The sequence below is a fragment of the Pseudomonas sp. RL_5y_Pfl2_73 genome, from assembly GCF_963970515.1.
Taxonomy (GTDB): Bacteria; Pseudomonadota; Gammaproteobacteria; order Pseudomonadales; family Pseudomonadaceae; genus Aquipseudomonas.
Map to the genome: position 1 here is coordinate 89,293 of NZ_CAXAPD010000008.1, position 23,141 is coordinate 112,433.

Sequence of the window (23,141 nt, forward strand, 5' to 3'; positions counted from 1 at the left end):
GCGTTTGTCGACTGGTAAGCGAGCAGCAACGCAGTATCTGTGTGACTCACCTCATCTCAACTGACAGCAGCTAGCCCTGTGCCTGCGCCTCTTCATGGGCCTGGCGCAGCCTTTCACGGCTGTTGGTCAGGTGCAGACGCATGGCCGCGCGGGCCGCCTCGGAGTCCTGGCGGGCGATGGCGTCGTAGATCTCCTCGTGCTCACGGCTCAGACGATTCATGTAGCGCTGCTGGTCATCGTGGGCCAAACGCGCCGAGTTCACCCGGGTACGTGGAATGATGCTGGTGCCCAGGTGAGTCATGATGTCAGTGAAGTAGCGATTGCCGGTGGACAGGGCGATTTCCAGGTGGAAGGCGAAGTCCGAGGCCACCGCATCGCTGGCGTGGGCGGCGCTTTCGTTCAAGGCGTCGAGGGCGGCGCGCATCGCGGCCAGTTGCTCGTCGCTGCGTCGCTGCGCCGCAAGCCCAGCGGATTCCACCTCCAGGCTGATGCGCAATTCCAGGATCGCCAGCACGTCACGCAAAGTGACCACCGTGGCCGGGTCGATGCGAAAACCGCTTGGGCTCGGCGTGTCCAGCACGAAAGTGCCAATGCCATGGCGCGTTTCCACCTGGCCGGCCGCCTGCAAGCGGGAAATCGCCTCGCGCACCACGGTACGGCTGACACCATGGGCTTCCATGATCGCTGACTCGGTGGGCAATTTATCGCCACGCTTGAGCAGGCCGTCGCGAATCTGCTCGGTCAACACCGTCACCAGCTCCTGCGCCAGGCTGCGACGCTTGCGGGGAAAGCGTGGTACTTCGATCGGGTTTTCCATGGGGCTGTGTCTCGGTAAACGGCTGAATGGCATCATCATAGCGCAACGTGGTTGTACGATCACCGTGGGTGCATCAATGAGTCTTGTGCAGGGGCCGGGTCGCCTCCATCGCGAGCAGGCTCGCTCCCACACTGAATCGGTTGTAGACGAAAACATCCGACTCACCACAAACCCTTGTGAAAGCAAGCTTGCTCGCGCTGGCGGCGGGTCAGCCACATCCATATCAACTGATACACCGCTATCGCGAGCAAGCCCGCTCCCACAGGTTTTGTGGTGCTCAGGCGGTCACTGCACGCTCCAGGAGTTGGCCATTTTCGATACGCACATGTCGTGGATGGAACCGTTTCAAACTGCTTCGGTGGCCAACGCTGACGATGCTCAGGCCCGGCAACTGGTCAATCAGCGCCTGGTACAGGGTCGCCTCGTCTTCTTCATCCATCGCCGACGTGGCTTCGTCCATGTACAACCATTGCGGTGCATAAAGCAATGCGCGGGCAAAGGCCAAGCGTTGCTGCTCGCCGGGCGAGAGCATGCGCTGCCAGTGGTTGCTTTCATCCAGCCGTGCAATCAGGTGGGGCAGGCGGCAGGTGTCTAGCACCTGGGCATAACGTTCGGTGGGATAGATATCGCCGGCCTGTGGATAACTCAATACCTCACGCAGGCTGCCAATCGGCAGATAAGGCTTCTGCGGCAGGAACAGGTAACGCGCCGCCGGAAGCCGGATCGTCCCGTGCCCTGCCGGCCATAAATGCCCCATCGCCCGCAGCAGTGTCGACTTGCCACTGCCCGAACGACCACTGAGCATCACCCGTTCGCCCGGCTCCACAGTCATGTCGGCGTTGTTGAGCAGATGGCGAGCGTCGGCCAGGTCCAGTCCCAGGTTGCGCACCTTCAACGCATCGCCCTGGTTTTGCACGTCAATGGCCGGCACGCGGTCTTCGTTGTCGCTCATGGCCTGGCGAAAGCTCAGTAGACGATCACAGGTGGCGCGCCACGCAGCGAGCTCGGCATAAGCGCTGATGAACCAGCTGAAGTTCTCTTGCACATTGCCGAAGGCCGAGTTGATCTGCATGAGCTCGCCCAACTGGATCTTGCCGGTGAAGTAGCGCGGCGCGGCGACAATGAACGGGAAAATAATCGCGATCTGGCCGTAGCCGGAGGTGAAGAACGTCAGGCGCTTGGACACCCGCATGATGTCCCAGAAGTTATGCCAGACCAGGCCGAAACGCCCGCTCAGGCGACGGTTCTCGTTCGGCTCGCCGTTGTACAGTGCAATGCTCTCGGCGTTTTCGCGTACCCGTACCATGGAGAAACGCAGGTCGGCTTCGAAGCGTTGCTGGTTGTTGTTCAGACCGATCAGACGTCGGCCGATCAGGTGCGTCAGCCAACTGCCCACCGCCGCATACACCAGCGCGCACCAGAACATGTAGCCCGGGATGGTGTAGCCGAACACTTCGAGGCTGCCTGATACGCCCCACAAAATGATCGAGAACGACACCAGGCTGACCACGGTGCGCAGCAATCCCAAGCCCAGGCTCAGGGTATTGGTGGTAAAACTGTTGAGGTCTTCGGAAATCCGCTGGTCCGGGTTGTCGGTATAACCGCCCTGCTCCAGTCGGTAATAGTTCTTGTCACTGAGCCAACGGGCGAAATGCTGCTCAGTGAGCCAGGCCCGCCAGCGGATGGTGAGCATCTGCGTGAGGTACAAGCGGTAGACAGCGCCCAGGATCGCCACCGCCGCGATGCCGCAGAAATACAGGATCAACTGCCAGAACGCCGCGCTGTCCTTCGCTTGCAGGGCGTTGTAGAAATCCTTGTACCAACTGTTGATCCACACCGAGATTGCCACGCTGAACAGTGACAGTGCGATCACGGCGATCAACAGCGTCCAGGCCTTGCCCTTCTCCTCACTGCGCCAGTACGGCGTGGTCATTTGCCAGACACGGCGGAAAAACTGCCCGCGCACCGCGTCATTGACCGCGGAATATTCAGCGTTCTGATTCATGGTTAAGGCTCAATAGGGAAAAAACTCGGGCCGATCATAAAACAACGGCCCGATGTGTCGCGAGGGTGGACAACACCTGTTCAGCGCAGGTTCAGCGGCGCACGGGCCGCTTCTGCAATTTGCGCTGCAAAGTCCGCCGGTGCATGCCCAAGGCGCGGGCCGTGGCGGAGATATTGCCTTCGTGCTCGGTCAGCACCCGCTGGATGTGCTCCCATTGCAGGCGATCCACCGACATGGGGTTTTCCGGCACCAGGGTGTCAAGGTCAGCGTGCTCGGACAACAGCGCCGCCAGTACATCATCGGCGTCCGCCGGTTTGCACAGGTAATTGCAGGCACCGCGCTTGATGGCTTCGACCGCCGTGGCGATGCTCGAATAACCGGTGAGGATCACCACGCGCATCTCCGGGTCCAGCTCCAACAGCTTGGGCAGCAGCACCAGGCCCGAGTCGCCGTCCATTTTCAGGTCCAGGGCGGCGTAGTCCGGCAGGTCGGCCTGGGCGATGATCAGGCCTTCCTCGGCAGAACCTGCGGTGCTGACGCGAAAACCGCGACGGGACATGGCCCGGGCCATGACGCGGGTAAACGTGGCGTCGTCATCTACCAGCAACAGGTGCGGCAGTTCTTCGCCGTCGACTTGGATCTCGTCACTCATGTTCGTCTCCTCGGTCGGCATGGGGCAGGCGCAGCTCGGTGAGCGTGCCGCCTTCCTCATGGGGGTAGAGTTTCACCGAGCCGCCGGCGCGTGTCACGCTGGCTTTGCTCAAAAACAGGCCCAGGCCGAAACCTTTGCCCTTGGTGGTATAGAACGGCTTACCGATCTGCTCGGCAATCGCCAGCGGTACACCGGCGCCGTGGTCGCGAATACTGATGGTCAGTTCATCGGCATTCCAGTCCAGCGCCACTTCCAGGCCTTCGGGGCAGGCATCGGCGGCGTTGTTCAACAGGTTCAGCAACGCCTGGGTCAGGTCCGGCGGCGGCGCCATGCGCGGCACTACGCCCTTGCCCAGGCACTGGAAGCGATAACTGGCTTCGGGGCGCATCAGGTGCCAGCGGTTCAGAGCATCGTCGAGCCAGAAGGTGACCGCCTGCATGTCGATGTCCAGCCGGCGATTGGCCTCGGCGGCGCGCACCAAGTATTGCAGGGTTTCCTTGCAGAGCTTGACTTGGTCCTGGAGCACACTGAGGTCGTCCTGCAGCGCCGGGTCGTGGTGATCCTGGCGCATCTCCTTGAGCAGCACGCTCATGGTCGCCAGCGGTGTACCCAACTCATGAGCGGCGCCAGCGGCCTGGGTCGCCACGGCCAACAACTGCTCGTCGCGCAGGCCCTCTTCGCGGCGAATGGCCCGCAGTTCTTCCTGGCGGCGCAGCTCCTCGGCCATGCGCGCGGCAAAAAAAGTGATGACCCCCGCGGCCAGGGCGAAACTCAGCCACATGCCGTAGATCTGCAGGTTTTCCCGGGCGATGGGGAACGTTTCCAGCGGGTAAAAGCGCGCCAGCAGCAAGGTGTACAGCGCCAGGGCGATGCCAGAAAGAATCAGCGAAAATCGCCACGGCAACGTCACGGCGGCGATGGTCAGTGGCACCAGGTAATAAGAGACGAAGGGGTTGGTGGAGCCGCCGGAGAAATACAGCAGCGCGCTATGGATAAACAAATCGCCGGCCAGCTGCACGGCATACTCCAGCTCGGTCACCGGCCATGAGGCACGCAGGCGAATCGCCGTCAGCGCACAGAGCACGCTGGAACAGACCAGGGTGATCGCCAGTTGCAGCCAGGGCAGCGGCAGCAGGTCGAACCAATAGGCGAGCCCCACGGAACCGGCCTGGGCCGCCAGGACCAGGATGCGGATGAACGTCAGGCGCCAGAGGTTCTGGCGAGAGGCGGAAGTCAGTTGCAAAGGGGCGAGCATGAGCTCTCCTGATGAGCGCTCCAGGCGAATCGCACGGAGTATAACCAAGGCGCGGCTTGCAGCGGCAGATATGCGGCAAAGCGCCACAGCCCCGGATGCTTGCTCCCTCGCCACAAAAGCTCCACCGACCTTCGCATCTGTATAGAAGTTGTAACTGTGCGAACCCACTCATAAAAGCTAGAGTCTTATCGTTCACGCAGGCCCGGAACCAACCCCTGCGCATCATTCCAAGGAGCTTTCATGCACACGTTCAGTCGCCCCGCTGCCCTGCTCGCCCTCAGCCTCGGCACCGTCGCCAGCCTGCCGGCCCTGGCCGCCGATGAGCTTCACTACAACCAGATCTCCCTGCGCGCCGAAGTCAGCCAGGAAGTGGCCCGCGACCTGATGATCGTCACCCTCTACACCGAGGAACAGAACACCGACCCGGCCAAACTCGCCGCCGCCGTCAGCACCACGCTGAACAAAGCCATCGGCCAGGCCAAGCAGGTCAAGGACATCAACCTGCGCCAAGGCAGCCGCAACAGCTACCCGGTCTACGACAACAAAGGCGGGAAAATCACCGGCTGGCGCGAGCGCGCCGAACTGCGCCTGGAAAGCGCCGACTTCGCCGCCCTGTCCAAACTCACTGGCGAACTGCTGGGCGACCTGAAAATGGCCGGCATGGACTTCGCCATCGCCACCGCCACCCGCAAAAGCAGCGAAGATGCCCTGCTCAAGGACGCCGTCAACGCCTTCAAGGCCCGCGCCCAACTGGCCACCGACGCCCTGGGCGGCAAGGGTTACAAAATCGTCAACCTGAACTTCAATACCAATGGTTATCCACAACCGTACATGCGCCCGCAGATGATGATGAAAGCGGCGTCGATGGATGCAGGGTCGGTTACGCCTGAAGTGGAAGCGGGCACCAGCCAGGTGTCGATGACGGCGGAAGGGATGGTTGAGGTGTTGATGCAGTAACCATTCGAGGGGGCGGGTCAATTGCACTCATGGCAATTGATCCGCCTGTTGTGGAAGGACCCCTTAGCCTGGCGACACGGTCCTTACATCACATTCTTATTTCAGCAAGGCAACGGCCGCTTTAGCGAGCTGGATGAACAATTCATCATCCTGCGCATCAAAATCGCCATCTCCGTCGGCATCTCCTTTTACGTCCACCTTGTCGTAGCGACCATTTTTCAACGAGGAGGACACAGAGGTTGAAAAATCAAGCTCCTTACCGCTGTAGAACTCAAATAGAACCTCAGGGCTACCGTCACGATCCAGGTCTTCGATAGATATGCGAATTTCTTTAGCGGCCATGATTACACCTCTTCCAATGAATTAAGTAATGACGGCATCGCTACAGAAGTGGAGCGCGCCTGGATCCAACCTACCTCCAGGTGCGCAGCGTCGCTACTGTCAGATCTGTCAGGTGTATGCCTGTACAGAGGCTCTCAAGGTGCTGGGCTCGCCGGCGCTTCCAACTGATCCAACGCCTTGTCCACCAGCAACTGGCACAACTCCACTAACTGATGAATCCCCAGCGCCACGCTGCGCCGCGTGCCCTCCACTTCAAAGGCCAGGTCCTCGGCCATGGCTTTTATCGAGGCCAGGGTTTCGGAGGTGCTGGTCAGTAGTGTGTCAGCGTCGGCTTTGGCGGTGACGGAGAACAGGCTGTCGATGCGCTGATCGGTGCTTGGCTCTAGTTTTTTTGGGTTGAGGTAATGGTTAAGTGCCCGCTCGGCGGCGGCGCGGTCTTTGAGTAGGTCTTCGATGGAATCGAAGCCGGAAAGGGGGTTGGTTTTGTTGAAGGGTGGGTCGGGGACTGACTTATCCATATGTAATACTCCTGTATAAAATTGGAACCATCCCTGTGTCGTTTCCACGCGACAATAGGTGGCAGCGGTACGCGGGGTGGAAATACCGGTTAACAGGACCCGGCCAGACCGAAGTCTGCCCACGCACAGCCGCCAAGACGCAGTTTGCAGACGAAATGAGACGTCGGCAACACGATGTTCAGCCATGCACTGTTAAAAGGTTCAGGTTTCCACACCCGGTCGCTGGATGGCAGCGACGTTCAAAGGTTAGAGAGCCCACTTCCGAGCGACAACCCTAAAAAGCTGTGGGATGTTTCCTTTCGGGGCCGGTGATCCTTCCGACAAAAATGAATGACTCATCACACCTCCTGGCGCTGCAACCCCCGTGACGAGGGAGATTGCTCCCGCTGGGCTGCGAAGCGGCCCCAAACCTGACACCTCGGTACGTCAGATGGATGCAGTCGCTGCTCTTGGGGCCGCTTCGCGCCCCAGCGGGAGCAAGCTCCCTCGCCACGGGTTTGGTAGTCGGCGGGACATAGGCATATTGCTTCGACCTCTGCTGGGATCTTCTCAGAACGGACTCGTAAATATTTTTGACAGCTCAAAAAACAGCACGGGGAACTGTCCACGTTTTATGGAATGTGGACAGCGAAAGATTAGGTCTACTTGAAAAGTCAACATATTTTTCTTAGGCATGAAATGACCAACCTTCACACCAGGGCCTTCAGGCGACCTTCGCGAACAAATCCACACACAACTGATCGGGTACATCCGTGAAAAGATAGGCCGGCTACAAGGCCGCCTTCGCGAGCAGGCTCGCTCCCACAGTTTGATCGAAGTACAACCGGGAGAGACAGGTCGGCTGTCAGGCCGCCTCGCGAGCAAGCTTTGCTCCCACAGGTCCTGCTCAAACAGATCGGATGGGTGTACGACCGGGAGAACCAGGTCGGCTACTAGGCCGCCTCGTCGTGGACGTTGATCTCGGGCGCCCCGTTAACCACGATGGCCGAACGCAGGCATTGCGCAGTGGGCATCCCGGCATGGATGCCGGGATAGCCGCGCTGGGCCATGGATGGCCCTTCGCGGCGGGCCCACGGAGCAATGCCTTCGTTCGGGCATGCCGAGCCTAAGCGAGGCACCAAGTGGTGGGGCAAAAGCGTTTTGCTTACTTTTGACTGGGCCGGCTTCCGGGCGTCTCAAAAGTGAGCCGCCGTCAGGGCGGAACCCTAAGCAGCCGTTACCGCAGCAATGGATATGTACCCCACCAACAAAACCCTGGCCGGCTGTCAGGCCGCCTTCGCGAGCAGGCTCGCTCCCACAGTTGGATCGGAGTATGACCGGGAGAGCCAGGTCGGCTGTCAGGCCGCCTCGCGAGCAAGCTTTGCTCCCACAGGCCTGACGGGTGTGTGACCGGACAGCCTCGCCCCCGAAACGACAAGGCGCCACCCAGGGAAGCCGCAGGTTGCGACGAGTACCACCCTCAACTTATGGGCAATGACGGTGCAACGCGCGTCCCTCCCTAACGCACGAATGCCGGCACACATGCTCCAGCAGAAAAGGATCAAGACCATCGTCAGCATGAGTGAAGCAAGCACATCAAGCGTGCAAAAACTGGCGAACATGCTGCAATGATTTACATCGAGTCCTCCGATAACCCGACAACTGACTGGAGCGATAAACAGGGATTTCAAACTCAGCCCATTCGGCCTCACACCCGTCTACGGCGCGGGTTTGAAGAAGTAACACCCGCCCATTTCCGGTGCATTGCGGCCGCCAAACGCACCCGAAAAGAGCGCGATTTACCTCGAAAAAACACGCGCAAACGATCAAATGCGCCGAAAGTTACACGGATGCGACATTAAGGTACGTTCGTACCACTGTTTCGGGTTTGTGACCGCTCTGGATCTTGCATTGGGTATGGGGCCTGCATAAGTATCCGCAGGACGACTCACGAGGTCGCCCTCAAATCCAAAAATGACAACAAATCATGAGGCCAACATGCTTAAACAAGCGGTCATTCCGTTTTTAGTCGGCGCAAGCTTATTAGCCAGCGCACCTTTCGCCCAAGCCGCGACTAACCTGGTGTTCTGCTCCGAAGGGAGCCCGGCCGGTTTTGACCCTGGTCAGTACACCACCGGAACCGACTTCGACGCCTCTGCAGAGACCATGTTCAACCGCCTGACCCAGTTTGAACGCGGCGGCACCGCTGTGATTCCTGGCCTGGCAACCAAGTGGGATATTTCCGAAGACGGCCTGACCTACACCTTCCACCTGCGTGAAGGTGTCAAGTTCCACACCACCCCGTACTTCAAGCCGACCCGCGAATTCAACGCCGACGACGTGCTGTTCACCTTCGATCGCATGATCAGCAAGGATGACCCGTTCCGTAAGGCCTACCCGACCGAGTTCCCGTACTTCACCGACATGGGGATGGACACCAACATCACCAAGATCGATAAAGTCGACGACCACACCGTCAAGTTCACCCTCAAGGATGTCGACGCCGCGTTCATCCAGAACATGGCCATGAGCTTCGCCTCGATCCAGTCCGCCGAATACGCCGCCCAGTTGCTCAAGGAAGGCAAGCCCGCGGACATCAACCAGAAGCCGGTCGGCACCGGCCCGTTCGTGTTCAAGAGCTACCAGAAAGACTCCAACATCCGCTACACCGGGAACAAGGACTACTGGAAGCCTGACGACGTGAAGATCGACAACCTGATCTTCGCCATCACCACCGACCCGTCGGTGCGCATGCAGAAGCTCAAGAAAAACGAATGCCAGATCACCCTCTTCCCACGCCCGGCCGACCTCAAGTCCCTGAAGGAAGATAAAGCGCTGAAAATGCCTGACCAGGCGGGTTTCAACCTGGGCTACATCGCTTACAACGTGATGGACAAGATCAAGGGCAGCAATGAGCCAAACATTCTGGCCGACCTGAAAGTTCGCCAGGCGCTGGACATGTCGGTCAACAAGCCGCAGATCATCGATTCGGTCTACCAGGGCGCTGGCCAGCTGGCTGTCAACGCCATGCCGCCAACCCAATGGTCCTACGACACCACCATCAAGGACGCCAAGTACGACCCTGAGAAAGCCAAGGCGCTGCTCAAGGAAGCCGGCGTCAAGGAAGGCACCAACATCACCCTGTGGGCGATGCCGGTGCAGCGTCCGTACAACCCGAACGCCAAGCTGATGGCCGAGATGCTGCAGTCCGACTGGAAGAAAATCGGCCTGAACGTCAACATCGTCAGCTACGAATGGGGCGAGTACATCAAGCGTTCCAAGGGCGGCGAGAACCAGGCGATGATCATCGGCTGGAGCGGCGACAACGGTGACCCGGACAACTGGCTCAACGTGCTGTTCGGCTGCGACTCGCTGGCCGGCAACAACTTCTCCAAATGGTGCGACAAGAAATTCGACGGTCTGGTCAAGGAAGCCAAGCGCACCACCGACCAAGCCAAGCGCACCGAACTGTACAAACAGGCACAACACGTCCTCAAGGATGCCGTGCCAATGACACCTATCGCTCACTCGACGGTGTATCAACCCATGCGCGCCAACGTTCAGGATTTCAAGATCAGCCCATTTGGCTTGAACTCCTTCTACGGCGTCAGCGTCAGCAAATAAAGACAGGCAACGGCGGCGTCCTCAACGTCGCCGTTGCTGTATCTGCCGAGACCAAGACCCAGGAAACCGCCTACATCCAAAAGCACTGCATACCACAGCAGTTGGTTTAGGACGTGTCGCCCTTTCCCATAAGTCTTCCAGGCATTACGCATTTACCGCCTGGCCCACGACGCCTCCCGTCGAGGCCTGGACGGCTTGCTGATCCTGCGGCATCGCGACGCAATGGAATGAGCTCAGTGTTCCGGACCTGTCCCCGGAAGGACACCGGTTCACTGTTAAAACACCCCGAACGAGAGAGGGAGCGTCATGCGCCATACCTTGGTTTTATCCGCATTGCTGAGCACCGGCCTGTTGGCCACGACATCCGCAGCCCAGGCTGCTGGCAGCAGCCTGGTGTTCTGTTCCGAAGGCAGCCCCGCCGGCTTCGACACCGCGCAATACACCACGGCCACCGACAACGATGCCGCCGAGCCGCTGTACAACCGCCTGGCCGAGTTTGAAAAAGGTGCGACCAATGTCGTCCCAGGGCTGGCAACAAGCTGGGACATTTCCGAAGACGGCCTGAAGTACACGTTTCACCTGCGCGAAGGGGTGAAGTTTCATACCACCAACTACTTCACACCGACCCGGGATTTCAACGCCGACGACGTAGTGTTCACCTTCAACCGCATGCTTGACCCGCAGCACCCGTTCCGCAAGGCCTACCCCACCGAGTTCCCGTACTTCAACGGCATGAGCCTGAACAAGAACATCGCCAAGGTGGAAGCGACCGGGCCGCTGACCGTGGTCATGACCCTCAACAGCGTGGACGCCGCGTTCATCCAGAACATCGCCATGAGTTTTGCCGCGATCCTGTCGGCCGAGTACGCCGACCAGTTGCTCAAGAGCGGCAAGCCGAGCGACATCAACCAGAAACCGATCGGCACCGGGCCGTTCGAGTTCAAGAGCTACCAGAAAGACTCCAACATCCGCTACGTTGCCAACCAGCAGTACTGGGCGCCGGAACGGGTCAAGCTCAACAACCTGATCTTCTCCATCAACACCGACGCATCGGTACGGGTGCAGAAGCTCAAGGCCAACGAATGCCAAGTCACCCTGCATCCGCGTCCGGCCGATGTGCCGGCCTTGAAGAACGACCCCAAGTTGCAACTGATCGAGAAACCCGGCTTCAACCTCGGTTATATCGCCTATAACACCCGCCACAAGCCGTTCGACCAGGTCGAAGTGCGCCAGGCGCTGGACATGGCGGTGAACAAGCAAGGCATTCTCAACGCCGTGTACCAGGGGGCGGGGCAACTGGCGGTCAACGCCATGCCGCCGACCCAATGGTCCTACGACGAGACCATCAAGGACGCTCCCTACAACCCGGAAAAAGCCAAGGAGTTGCTCAAGGCCGCCGGGGTCAAGGACGGCACCGAAATCACCCTCTGGGCCATGCCCGTGCAACGCCCCTACAACCCCAACGCCAAGCTGATGGCCGAAATGCTCCAGGCCGACTGGGCGAAGATCGGCCTGAAGGTGAAGATCGTCAGCTACGAATGGGGCGAGTACATCAAGCGCACCAAGAACGGCGAGCACGACATCAGCCTGATCGGCTGGACCGGTGATAACGGCGACCCGGACAACTGGCTGGGCACGCTGTACAGCTGCGACGCCATTGGCGGCAACAACTACTCCATGTGGTGTGACCCGGACTACGACAAGCTGATCAAGCAGGCCAAGGTCGTCACCGACCGCGACCAGCGCACCGTGCTCTACAAGCAGGCCCAGCAGTTGCTCAAGCAGCAAGTGCCGATCACCCCTGTTGCCCACTCGACGGTCAACCAGCCACTGAGTGGCAAAGTCGAAGGGTTCAAGGTCAGCCCCTTCGGTCGCAACGTGTTCTCGGGCGTCAGCCTGAACCCATAACCGTATAGCCACACAGCGAGGGTTTCCGTTGAAGCCCTCACGCAGACGTCTTGCCATAATTCGCCGATCAGGCGCCATGCAAACGTTTGCTAGCTGTGATTGAGTTGCAAAAACCGATAGCCGTATCACCAAAAAAGAACGGCATTAAAAAGAAAAAAAGGAGCTTTACCCATGAAACTGAGTAGCACCGCGTTACTGGCCCTGGCCATCAGCAGCATCACCGCCACGGCGTATGCTGAATCCCAGAGCCAGGCGGTCACCCCGGTGACCCTCAAGACCACCAGCGAGCAAAGCGAAGCCAAGGGCTTCATCGACGGCCAATCCGTCAGTGGCAGCACACGCAACTGGTACGCCAACGAGCAATTCAAGCGCGGCGCGAAACTCACCTATCGCAAGAACGGCGAAGCACGCGAGACCGACCGCCGTATCAACTGGCTGCAAGGCACCATCATCAAGTACAACTCGGGCTTCACCGAAGGCACCGTGGGCTTCAGCACCGAGCTGGCCGCCTACAACGTCATCGCCCTGGACCAGGATCGCAAGGACCTGGCGTCCAACAATGGCGGTGCACCGACCACCCGTCCTGGCGCCGGTAACAACCGTACCCTGACCCGCGAAGGCGGCGACGCCGTAGGCCAGTGGAGCAAACTGGGCCTGGCCAACGTCAAGGCCCGCGTTTCCAACACCACCCTGACTGCCGGCCGCCAGAACTTCAACAGCCCGATGGTCGACGTCATCGGCAACCGTGCCCTGCCCTCCAGCTTCCAGGGTGTGAGCCTGCACAGCGAAGAGTTCGAAAACCTGGGCTTCGACATCGCCACCTTCGACCGCAACTCGCCACGTACCGAAGAGAGCCAGCGCAAATTCCGTTCCGAATACGGCGACAGCAGCGTTGAAACCGATCACGTCAACACGGCAGGCATCACCTACCAGCCTCTGGCCAGCCTGAAGACCAGCCTCTGGGCGACCCAGGCTGAAGACATGTGGAACCAGTACTACTTCGGCGCCACCCACGAGCTGGGCGACAGCTCGATGCTGAGCCTGACCACCGGCCTGAACTACTACAAGACCATGGATTCGGGCAAAAGCAAACTGGGCGAGATCGACAACGACACCTACTCCCTGTCGTTCGGCCTGACGCACCAGGCCCATAGCCTGACGTTCTCGTACCAGGAAGTGAACGGTAACGAGTACTTCGACTATCTGCACGAAACCAACGGCATCTACCTGGCCAACTCCCTGCTGTCGGACTTCAACGGCCCGAACGAGAAATCCTTCCAGATCGCCTACGGCCTGAACATGGCCGAATACGGCGTGCCGGGCCTGAAGTTCAACATCTACCAGGCGCGCGGCTGGGGCATCGACGGTACTCACTACAACAGCACCGGTTATAGCGATGTACGGGCCATGGACGGTGAGCACCACTACGAATACGGCATCGGCGCATCCTATGCCGTACAGAGCGGCCCACTGAAAGCCACCGCGATCCGTGCGACCTACACCGCGCACCGCGCCAGCGACAATCAGGCCGACGGCAGCCTCAACGAGTTCCGCCTGGTCACCATCATCCCGTTCAACATTCTCTAAACTGCCACCGGGCGGTCGACTCACAAGGTCGCCCGCCCGGTCTTTTGCCAATTACCCGATTGCAGAGGATTGACGATGAACATGATCCCCCTACGCGCCGCCATCGCCGCTGCGCTGCTGAGTGTCGCCGTTGGCGCCTCGGCCAAACCCCTGGTGGTTTGCACAGAAGCCAGCCCGGAAGGCTTCGACATGGTCCAGTACACGACTGCAGTCACCGCCGACGCCGTGGCGGAAACCATTTTCAATCGCCTGGCCGATTTCAAGCCCGGCACCACCGAAGTGATTCCGGCCCTGGCCGAATCCTGGGACATCAGTGACGATGGCCTGACGTACACCTTCCACCTGCGCAAGGGCGTCAAGTTCCACGCCACCGACTACTTCAAGCCGACCCGCGACATGAACGCCGACGACGTGGTCTGGAGCTTCCAGCGCCAGCTGGACCCGAATCACCCCTGGCACAAACTGTCGAGCGTGGGTTTCCCGTACTTTGAAAGCATGGGTTTCAAGGAACTGCTCAAGAGCGTCGAGAAAGTCGACGAGCACACGGTCAAGTTCAGTCTGACCCGCCGTGAAGCGCCGTTCCTGGCCGACATCGCCATGGCCTTCTCCTCGATCTACCCAGCCGAGTACGCCGATCAGTTGCTCAAGGCCGGCAAGACCGGCGATCTCAACAGCAAGCCAATCGGCACCGGGCCGTTCGTCTTCCAGCGCTACAACAAGGATGCCCAGGTGCGCTTCAAGGCCAACCCGGATTACTTCCGTGGCAAGCCGCCGGCGGATGCGCTGATATTGGCCATCGCCACCGACAACAACGTGCGCATGCAGAAGCTCAAGACCAACGAGTGCCAGATCGCGCTGTACCCCAAACCCGATGACATCCCCAGCATCAAGAAAGACCCGAACCTGAAGGTCGCCGAGCTGGATGCGATGACCGTTTCCTACACCGCCCTGAACACCAGCCACAAATACATGAGCGACGTGCGGGTGCGCAAAGCCATCGACCTGGCCTTCGACAAGGAAGCCTACGTCAACGCGCTGTTCGGCAAGGGCAACGCCACGGTGGCGGTCAACCCGTACCCGTCGACCCTGCTGGGTTTCAACCACGACCTGAAGAACCCGACCCGCGACCTGGACAAGGCTCGCCAGTTGCTCAAGGAAGCCGGCGTGCCGGAAGGCACCGTGTTCACCCTGTTCACCCGCAACGGCGGCGGCCCGACCAACCCCAACCCGATGCTCGGCGCGCAGATGATGCAGGCCGACCTGGCGAAAGTCGGGATCAAGGTCGATATCCGCGTGATGGAATGGGGCGAAATGCTCAAGCGCGCGAAAAACGGCGAGCACGACATGGTGTCCGCCGGATGGGCGGGCGACAACGGCGACCCGGATAACTTCCTGACGCCTATGCTCAGCTGCGAGGCCGCCAAGAACGGCGAGAACTACGCGCGCTGGTGCAACGAGAAATTCCAGGCGCTGATCGACCAGGCTCGCGCCACTGTGAGCCCTGAAGAACGCATCAAGCTCTATGAACAGGCCCAGGTGATTTTCAACCAGGACCAACCGTGGATCAGCATGGCCCACACCCGTATGTTCACCGCAATGCGCAACAACGTAGAGGGCTATGTGATTAGCCCGCTCACCACCAACAACTTCGCCACCACTCAGGTGAAGTAGATCAGAAAACGCTCGGTATCCCTTATCCGAGGGCTACCGAGCACGCCTAACCGGCTGATGAGGTACACCTGAAGATGTTTAGTTTTATTGCCCGCCGACTGGGATTGTTGATCCCCACGTTCTTCGGCATCACCTTGCTGACCTTCGCGTTGATTCGCATGATCCCCGGCGACCCCGTGGAAGTGATGATGGGCGAACGTCGGGTCGATCCCGAAATGCATGCACAGGCAATGGAACGCCTTGGCCTCAATAAACCACTGTATGCCCAGTACCTGGACTACATCGGCAAACTGGCCCAGGGCGATCTCGGCGAATCGCTGCGTACCCGTGAAAGCGTATGGACAGAGTTCAGTTCCCTGTTTCCCGCGACCCTGGAACTGTCCATGGCCGCGCTGTTGTTCGCCGGTATCCTGGGCCTGCTGGCCGGGGTGATCGCGGCACTCAAGCGAGGGTCCCTGTTCGACCATGGGGTGATGGGCATCTCCCTGGCGGGATACTCGATGCCGATCTTCTGGTGGGGCCTGATCCTGATCATGTTCTTCTCGGTGTCCCTGGGCTGGACGCCGGTGTCGGGACGGATCGACCTGCTCTACGACATCGAGCCGAAAACCGGCTTCATGCTGATCGACACCCTACTGGCCGATGAGCCGGGGGCGTTCCTCGACGCCCTGCACCACCTGATCCTGCCAGCCATCGTGCTGGGCACCATTCCGCTGGCGGTGATCGCCCGCATGACCCGCTCTTCGATGCTCGAAGTGCTGCGCGAAGACTACATCCGCACCGCCCGCGCCAAGGGCCTGTCGCCTTCGCGGGTGGTGTTCGTGCATGGCCTGCGCAACGCGCTGATCCCGGTGCTGACAGTGGTCGGCCTGCAAGTCGGCACGCTGCTGGCCGGTGCGGTCCTGACCGAAACGATCTTCTCCTGGCCGGGCATCGGCAAGTGGCTGATCGAAGCCATCGGCGCCCGGGACTATCCCGTGGTGCAGAACGGCATCCTGTTAATCGCCTGCCTGGTGATTCTGGTCAACTTCGTCGTGGACGTCCTCTACGGCTTTGCCAACCCACGCATCCGTCACCAGCGCTGAGATCAAAACCATGAGTACTCCAACTACCGCGGTAGCAGTCGATCAAAGCCTGCTGTACCCGTCCCCGTACAAAGAATTCTGGCAAGCGTTTTCCCGCAACAAGGGCGCCGTCGCCGGCCTGCTGTTCATGACCCTGATCGTGTTCTGCGCGCTCTTCGCGCCGTGGGTCGCCCCCCATGACCCGAGCGAGCAGTACCGCGACTTTTTGCTGACCCCGCCGGTCTGGCTCGAAGGCGGTCAACTGCAGTTTTTGCTGGGCACCGACGAACTGGGGCGCGATTTGCTCTCGCGACTGATCCAGGGGTCGCGCCTCTCGCTGCTGATCGGCTTGTCGTCGGTGGTGATGTCGCTGATCCCGGGCATCCTGCTGGGGCTGTTCGCCGGGTTCTTCCCGCGCATCCTCGGCCCGACCATCATGCGCCTGATGGACATCATGCTCGCCCTGCCGTCCTTGCTGCTGGCCGTGGCGATCGTCGCCATCCTCGGCCCAGGCCTGATCAACACCGTGATCGCCATCGCCATCGTTTCGCTGCCGTCCTACGTGCGCCTGACCCGGGCCGCCGTGATGGGCGAACTGAACCGCGACTACGTGACCGCCGCCCGCCTGGCCGGTGCCGGCCTGCCGCGCCTGATGTTCATCACCGTGCTGCCCAACTGCATGGCACCACTGATCGTCCAGGCAACGCTGAGCTTTTCCTCGGCGATCCTCGACGCCGCCGCCCTGGGCTTCCTCGGCCTTGGCGTGCAACCGCCCACCCCTGAGTGGGGCACCATGCTGGCTTCGGCCCGTGACTACATTGAACGCGCCTGGTGGGTCGTGAGCCTGCCTGGCTTGACCATTTTGCTCAGCGTGCTGGCAATCAACCTGATGGGCGACGGGCTGCGCGATGCGCTGGACCCGAAACTCAAGAATGCCGCCTGAGGAGATTCCCATGTCACTGCTAGAAATCAAGAATCTCAACGTTCGCTTCGGCGATGCCACCGCTGTGCCGGTGGTCGACGGCCTGGACCTGAGCGTAGAAAAAGGCGAAGTCCTGGCCATCGTCGGCGAATCGGGCTCCGGTAAATCCGTGACCATGATGGCGCTGATGGGGCTGATCGAACACCCCGGCATCGTCACCGCCGACGCGCTGAACTTCGACGGCAAGAACATGCTCAAGCTGAGCAACCGCCAGCGCCGGCAGATCGTCGGCAAGGACCTGGCGATGGTCTTCCAGGACCCGATGACCGCCCTCAACCCCAGCTACACCGTGGGTTTCCAGATCGAAGAAGTGCTGCGCCTGCACCTGAAGATGTCCGGCAAGGCCGCGCGTAAACGCGCCATCGAACTGCTGGAAAAAGTCGAGATCCCGGGCGCCGCCAGCCGCATGAACGCCTACCCTCACCAACTGTCCGGTGGCATGAGCCAGCGTGTGGCGATTGCCATGGCGATTGCCGGCGAGCCGAAACTGTTGATCGCCGACGAACCGACCACCGCCCTGGACGTGACCATCCAGGCACAAATCATGGACCTGCTGCTGGCCCTGCAAAAAGAGCAGGACATGGGCCTGGTGCTGATCACCCATGACCTCGCCGTGGTGGCTGAAACCGCCCAGCGCGTGTGCGTGATGTACGCCGGCCAAGCGGTGGAAGTGGGCCAGGTGCCGGGGCTGTTCGACGTTCCGGCCCACCCCTACAGCGAAGCGCTGCTGGCGGCGATTCCGGAGCACAGCATGGGCGCCGAACGCCTGGCGACCTTGCCCGGCATCGTGCCCGGTCGCTACGACCGCCCACAAGGTTGCCTGCTGTCGCCGCGCTGCCCGTATGTGCAAGACAACTGTCGTCAACAACGCCCGGCCCTCGATCCGAAATCCAACAGCCTCGCCCGCTGCTTCTACCCGTTGAACCAGGAGGTGGCGTGATGGCCGTCGTACTTACCGCCCGTGACCTGACCCGTCATTACGAAGTGTCCCGTGGCATGTTCAAGGGCCATGCGAACGTGCGCGCCCTCAACGGTGTGTCGTTCGAACTGGAAGCCGGCAAGACCCTGGCCGTGGTGGGCGAGTCCGGTTGCGGCAAATCCACCCTCGCACGGGCCCTGACGTTGATCGAAGAGCCGTCCTCCGGCTCCTTGAAAATCGCCGGCCAGGAAGTGGCCGGCGCCAACAAGGCCGAACGCAAGCAATTGCGCAAAGACGTGCAGATGGTCTTCCAAAGCCCTTATGCGTCCCTCAACCCACGGCAGAAAATCGGTGATCAACTGGCTGAGCCATTGCTGATCAACACCAACCTGTCGGCCACCGAGCGGCGCGAGAAAGTCCAGGCGATGATGAAGCAGGTGGGCTTGCGCCCCGAGCATTACCAGCGCTACCCGCACATGTTCTCCGGCGGCCAGCGCCAGCGCATCGCCCTGGCCCGCGCCATGATGCTGCAACCCAAGGTGCTGGTGGCGGACGAACCGACGTCGGCGCTGGACGTGTCGATCCAGGCCCAGGTGCTGAACCTGTTCATGGACTTGCAGGAAGAGTTCAACACCGCTTACGTGTTCATTTCCCACAACCTGGCGGTGGTGCAGCACGTCGCCGACGACGTGATGGTGATGTACCTCGGCCGCCCAGTGGAAATGGGCCCCAACGAGAACATCTACAGCCGCCCGTTGCACCCGTACACCCAAGCGCTGCTGTCGGCCACCCCAACTATCCACCCGGACCCGAACAAGCCGAAGATCAAGATCGTCGGCGAACTGCCCAACCCGCTCAACCCGCCATCCGGCTGCGCCTTCCACAAGCGCTGCCCGTACGCGACCGAGCGTTGCAAGACTGAAGAGCCGGCGTTGCGCCCGCTCGATAATCGGCTGGTGGCGTGTCACTACGCCGAGCAGTTCCTCGACGGCGCGGCGTAGGAGCTGCGTAGGAGCTGCCGAGTGCAACGAGGCTGCGATCTTTCCAAGGACACTTGAATCCCAAGCGAAAGATCAAAAGATCGCAGGCTTCGCCAGCTCCTACAGAGTCCAGCAAGCTCCCTCGCCACGGGAAATAAAAAACCCTCCAGCCCGACCAGGCTGGAGGGTTTTTTATGTTGGATATCTACGTCTGGCTATCGCCCTCTTCATCTTCATCATCGTCCGGCGTATCAATCGGCGAAGCATCATCCTCGCCATCGTCCGGATCACCGGCGTCCGCATCGGTCGCGGCAAGCATCAACTCACCTTGAACCACCGAGCCACTCGACGCGTGCTGCTCATGCTCATCGCACTCCGCCCACGCCGCTGTGGAGCCCAGGGACAGCATCACCAACACCTTCAGCAAAAACATCATGCGTAGCAGCTTACTCATAGCCATTTCCCTCTTTTCCGGATAAAGCCGGGGCCCGACGGTGCTCAAGAAAATCTAGTTCTGAACAGGCCGGTTCACCAGATAGGACGCTGCCGAACCACCAGAAATGCCACTACCCGACAGATTGGTTTCGAATAAGTGTTATCTCCAAACCCACTAACACTCAAAAACCAGCGTGGGAGCAAGGCTTGCCCGCGAAGAGGCCGGCACATCCAACATCCAGGCAAGCTGACCCACCGCTTTCCCGAGCAGGCTTTGCTCCCACAGGTTGGGTCCGCATGACAATGGTGCTGACACCCGCCCCCTTAGTGGCTACGCATTAAGCCTTACAGACAAATACCCAGTAACATGGAGCGCTAGTCCTGAGGCTACATCGTCTTGCACCTTTGCCTACAACTCAGCCAGAATCCGCCGGTTTGTGCGCCTTGATCCGTATCGGTAGCTTGGTTCCCGTCACTGCTCATCAGTGATCGGGTTTAGCGACCCGAATCGGTATGGATGCAACAGCGCTTCTGATTTCATTGTGGATGTCATGTCTGCAATCGTTGCAATGGCGGCTGTGCGCGGGAGACCTTTGGGTCTGCCGGGCTCCTGTACCCCCGGTTCGCTAACCTGCGTCCAGCCGCCACCCCTACTTGCTTAGCGACAAGTCATGGCGGCTCAATCAGGTTCAGGAGATTCACCATGTCCAAAGCCACACCCAACCCGCCAGAATCAGACCCCACCTCGTCCTACTCAAGCCTCGACCCGGAAAAATTCCACGAAGCCACTGAACGGGCGCTCGATTATTACTTGAAGCCGGAACAAGCCAAAGCCAAGAAAGAGCCGCGAGCAGCTCAGCTCTTGACCGTCGTGGAGGGGATTGATAGCGAAAGCCTGCTCGCCAACCTCAGCGAAAACCTGGCCTCCGCCAACGCCATGATCAGCGACTTGGCATTCGACCTTGAAGGCTCTCGCCGGCATGTTGCGATGGGGATCCTGCAAGTGATTGAGGTGAGTGAGCTGCTGGCGAATCGGGCGCTGGATATTGCCGATCCGCGTTAGCAACCTACCCATGCAAGCTGACTTGCCGCCATCGCGAGCAGGCTCGCTCCCACAGAGAATCTGTGCCGAACACAAATTTTCTGTTCTCTGAAGATCCAGCGTGGGAGCGGGCTTGCTCGCGAAGAGGTCGGCACATCCAACATCCAGGCGAGCTGACCCACCGCTTTCGCGAGCAAGCCCGCTCCCACAGGGGACTATGGATGACCGGGAAATTGAGGACTGGCACAAAACCAGTGTGGGAGCGAGCCTGCTCGCGAAGAGGCAGGCACATCCAACATCCAGGCAGGCTGACCCACCGCTATCGCGAGCAAGCTTTGCTCCCACAGAAGAAACTGTGCCGAACATATTTTTCTTGCCCACTGAAGATCCAGTGTGGGAGCGAGCCTGCTCGCGAAGAGGCAGGCACATCCAACATCCAGGCAGGCTGACCCACCGCTATCGCGAGCAGGCTCGCTCCCACAGTTAATTATTCATGTTCAGGACACGGACAAGCCAAAAAAAACCCCGCTGCTTTCGCAACGGGGTTTTGATTTTTCAGCTCAGCGCTTAGTGATGCTCCCGCGTCGCGCGGAATTTCACGTCCGGCCAGCGCTCTTCCATCAGCGCCAGGTTGACCCGGGTCGGGGCCAGGTAGGTCAGGTGACCGCCGCCGTCCAGCGCGAGGTTTTCCACAGCCTTGTTGGAAAATTCCTCGAGCTTTTTCTTGTCGTCGCATTCAATCCAACGGGCGGAGTACACGGTGATCGGCTCATAGGAGCATTCGACCTTGTATTCCTCTTTCAAGCGGCTGGCGACAACGTCGAACTGCAGCACACCGACGGCACCGAGGATGATGTCGTTGCTGCGAGTCGGGAAGAACACCTGGGTGGCGCCTTCTTCGGCCAGTTGCTGGAGGCCCTGGCGCAGTTGCTTGGACTTGAGCGGATCCTTCAGGCGCACGCGGCGGAACAGTTCCGGAGCGAAGTGCGGGATGCCGGTAAAACCCAGGGCTTCGCCTTCGGTGAAGGTGTCGCCGATCTGGATGGTGCCGTGGTTATGCAGGCCGATGATGTCGCCAGCGAAGGCTTCTTCCAGTTGCTCGCGTTCCGAGGAGAAGAAGGTCAAGGCGTCGCCGATGCGCACGTCCTTGCCGGTGCGCACATGGCGCATCTTCATGCCTTTTTCGTATTTGCCGGAGCAGATGCGCATGAAGGCGATGCGGTCGCGATGCTTGGGGTCCATGTTCGCCTGGATCTTGAACACGAAGCCTGTGAACTTCTCTTCCACCGGTTCCACGGTACGCTCGTTGGCGACACGGGCCAGCGGGCGCGGGGCCCAGTCGACCACGGCGTCGAGCACATGGTCCACGCCGAAGTTGCCCAGGGCGGTACCGAAGAACACCGGGGTCAATTGACCGTCGATGAACTCCTGCTGGTTGAACTCATGGCAGGCGCCTTGCACCAGTTCCAGTTGCTCGACAAAACGCGCGTACTCGTCGCCCAGGTGTGCGCGCGCTTCGTCGGAGTCGAGCTTCTCGATGATCTTGACTTCAGTGCGCTCATGCCCGTGACCAGCGGTATAGACGATGATGTAGTCGTCGGCCAGGTGGTACACGCCCTTGAAGTCGCGGTAGCAACCGATCGGCCAGGTGATCGGCGCTGCCTTGATCTTCAGGACCGCTTCGATCTCGTCGAGCAGCTCGATCGGGTCGCGGATGTCGCGGTCGAGTTTGTTGATGAAGCTGACAATCGGTGTGTCCCGCAGGCGGCAGACGTCCATCAGCGCGATGGTCCGTGGCTCGACGCCTTTACCGCCGTCGAGGACCATCAGCGCCGAGTCCACCGCTGTCAGGGTGCGATAGGTGTCTTCGGAGAAGTCTTCGTGGCCCGGGGTGTCGAGCAGGTTGATCATGTGATCGCGATACGGGAACTGCATGACCGACGTGGTAATGGAAATACCCCGTTGCTTTTCCATTTCCATCCAGTCGGAGGTGGCATGGCGGTCGGATTTGCGAGATTTCACCGTGCCGGCGACCGCAATCGCCTTGCCCATCAGCAAGAGCTTCTCGGTGATGGTGGTCTTACCGGCATCGGGGTGGGAAATAATGGCGAAAGTGCGGCGTTTCGCGACTTCGGCGGCCTGTTTGGTCATGGGAAATCGCCTGGCAGGTGATTCAAAAAAGGGCGGCGATTATAGCTCAACTTGCGCCAGGAACCGAACCGTTGAGCACATCCAGGGTGGCCAGATCTTCCCTGGCATGGGAACATTTAACAACGTGGAGGCGTCCACCACCCTGTTACGGCTGTTCGTAAGGGTCTTAAAAATCAGCAAGTTAGCCTGACGAGGCTGCGCTCATGGCTCGATGGTCCTGCCGTTTTACCGGCACGGAAAAGAGCTGCTTCTC

19 protein-coding genes and 1 pseudogene are annotated in these 23,141 nt (G+C 60.1%); 11 read left to right on the forward strand and 9 right to left on the reverse strand.

The window, feature by feature from the left end; all coding sequences use genetic code 11:
• Positions 1–70 precede the first annotated feature (70 nt).
• The 4 genes from AACY42_RS10095 to AACY42_RS10110 form a co-directional block, all read right to left on the reverse strand.
• Positions 71–817, reverse strand: coding sequence for a FadR/GntR family transcriptional regulator (locus AACY42_RS10095; protein WP_003197797.1), 747 nt, complete (start codon positions 815–817; stop codon positions 71–73).
• Positions 818–1,094: 277 nt separating this feature from the next.
• Complete coding sequence (locus AACY42_RS10100) at positions 1,095–2,822, reverse strand: ABC transporter ATP-binding protein/permease (protein ID WP_339479014.1); 1,728 nt, start codon at positions 2,820–2,822, stop codon at positions 1,095–1,097.
• A 91-nt stretch (positions 2,823–2,913) separates the two neighbouring features.
• A complete protein-coding gene (locus AACY42_RS10105; protein ID WP_339479016.1) occupies positions 2,914–3,474 on the reverse strand; it encodes a response regulator transcription factor in 561 nt (186 codons plus the stop codon).
• Positions 3,467–4,729 carry an ATP-binding protein gene (locus AACY42_RS10110; RefSeq protein ID WP_339479017.1) on the reverse strand — a complete coding sequence of 421 codons (1,263 nt, stop codon included), beginning with the start codon at positions 4,727–4,729 and terminating at the stop codon, positions 3,467–3,469. The genes AACY42_RS10105 and AACY42_RS10110 overlap by 8 nt, the downstream gene beginning before the upstream one ends.
• A gap of 240 nt (positions 4,730–4,969) precedes the next feature.
• Between AACY42_RS10110 and AACY42_RS10115 the strand changes: the two genes are divergently transcribed.
• Positions 4,970–5,686, forward strand: coding sequence for an SIMPL domain-containing protein (locus AACY42_RS10115; protein ID WP_339479018.1), 717 nt, complete (start codon positions 4,970–4,972; stop codon positions 5,684–5,686).
• Positions 5,687–5,782: 96 nt separating this feature from the next.
• Here AACY42_RS10115 and AACY42_RS10120 read toward each other — a convergent pair whose 3' ends face one another.
• From AACY42_RS10120 to AACY42_RS10130, 3 genes are all read right to left on the reverse strand, one after another.
• Positions 5,783–6,028 carry a hypothetical protein gene (locus AACY42_RS10120; RefSeq protein ID WP_339479019.1) on the reverse strand — a complete coding sequence of 82 codons (246 nt, stop codon included), beginning with the start codon at positions 6,026–6,028 and terminating at the stop codon, positions 5,783–5,785.
• Between the two features lie 134 nt (positions 6,029–6,162).
• Positions 6,163–6,546, reverse strand: a complete 384-nt coding sequence (locus tag AACY42_RS10125) for a DUF6124 family protein (RefSeq protein WP_339479020.1) — start codon at positions 6,544–6,546, stop codon at positions 6,163–6,165.
• Positions 6,547–7,478: 932 nt separating this feature from the next.
• Positions 7,479–7,679: a nucleoid-structuring protein H-NS gene (locus tag AACY42_RS10130; protein ID WP_339479205.1), complete on the reverse strand. Its 201-nt coding sequence runs from the start codon at positions 7,677–7,679 to the stop codon at positions 7,479–7,481.
• 307 nt (positions 7,680–7,986) lie between these two features.
• Here AACY42_RS10130 and AACY42_RS10135 point away from each other — a divergent pair.
• The 9 genes and pseudogenes from AACY42_RS10135 to AACY42_RS10175 form a co-directional block, all read left to right on the forward strand.
• Positions 7,987–8,192, forward strand: a pseudogene (locus AACY42_RS10135) (ABC transporter substrate-binding protein); the annotation flags it as partial.
• Positions 8,193–8,523: 331 nt separating this feature from the next.
• A complete protein-coding gene (locus AACY42_RS10140) occupies positions 8,524–10,149 on the forward strand; it encodes an ABC transporter substrate-binding protein (RefSeq protein ID WP_339479021.1) in 1,626 nt (541 codons plus the stop codon).
• 306 nt (positions 10,150–10,455) lie between these two features.
• Positions 10,456–12,057, forward strand: a complete 1,602-nt coding sequence (locus tag AACY42_RS10145; RefSeq protein ID WP_339479022.1) for an ABC transporter substrate-binding protein — start codon at positions 10,456–10,458, stop codon at positions 12,055–12,057.
• A 171-nt stretch (positions 12,058–12,228) separates the two neighbouring features.
• Positions 12,229–13,644 carry an OprD family porin gene (locus tag AACY42_RS10150; protein ID WP_339479023.1) on the forward strand — a complete coding sequence of 472 codons (1,416 nt, stop codon included), beginning with the start codon at positions 12,229–12,231 and terminating at the stop codon, positions 13,642–13,644.
• A gap of 75 nt (positions 13,645–13,719) precedes the next feature.
• Positions 13,720–15,315: an ABC transporter substrate-binding protein gene (locus AACY42_RS10155; RefSeq protein WP_339479024.1), complete on the forward strand. Its 1,596-nt coding sequence runs from the start codon at positions 13,720–13,722 to the stop codon at positions 15,313–15,315.
• 74 nt (positions 15,316–15,389) lie between these two features.
• Positions 15,390–16,400, forward strand: a complete 1,011-nt coding sequence (locus AACY42_RS10160; protein WP_047229029.1) for an ABC transporter permease subunit — start codon at positions 15,390–15,392, stop codon at positions 16,398–16,400.
• Positions 16,401–16,410: 10 nt separating this feature from the next.
• Entirely contained in the window at positions 16,411–17,322 is a 912-nt protein-coding gene (locus AACY42_RS10165; RefSeq protein WP_339479025.1) for an ABC transporter permease subunit, read from the forward strand.
• A gap of 10 nt (positions 17,323–17,332) precedes the next feature.
• Entirely contained in the window at positions 17,333–18,301 is a 969-nt protein-coding gene (locus AACY42_RS10170; protein WP_339479027.1) for an ABC transporter ATP-binding protein, read from the forward strand.
• Entirely contained in the window at positions 18,301–19,281 is a 981-nt protein-coding gene (locus AACY42_RS10175) for a peptide ABC transporter ATP-binding protein (protein ID WP_339479029.1), read from the forward strand. Before AACY42_RS10170 ends, AACY42_RS10175 begins: the two co-directional genes overlap by 1 nt.
• Before the next feature lie 184 nt (positions 19,282–19,465).
• On the opposite strand, the gene AACY42_RS10180 is transcribed toward AACY42_RS10175, so the two are convergent.
• Entirely contained in the window at positions 19,466–19,714 is a 249-nt protein-coding gene (locus tag AACY42_RS10180; protein ID WP_339479031.1) for a hypothetical protein, read from the reverse strand.
• A 684-nt stretch (positions 19,715–20,398) separates the two neighbouring features.
• Here AACY42_RS10180 and AACY42_RS10185 point away from each other — a divergent pair.
• Positions 20,399–20,758 carry a DUF6124 family protein gene (locus tag AACY42_RS10185; RefSeq protein ID WP_339479033.1) on the forward strand — a complete coding sequence of 120 codons (360 nt, stop codon included), beginning with the start codon at positions 20,399–20,401 and terminating at the stop codon, positions 20,756–20,758.
• A 546-nt stretch (positions 20,759–21,304) separates the two neighbouring features.
• Here AACY42_RS10185 and AACY42_RS10190 read toward each other — a convergent pair.
• Entirely contained in the window at positions 21,305–22,888 is a 1,584-nt protein-coding gene (locus AACY42_RS10190; protein WP_339479034.1) for a peptide chain release factor 3, read from the reverse strand.
• Positions 22,889–23,141 lie beyond the last annotated feature (253 nt).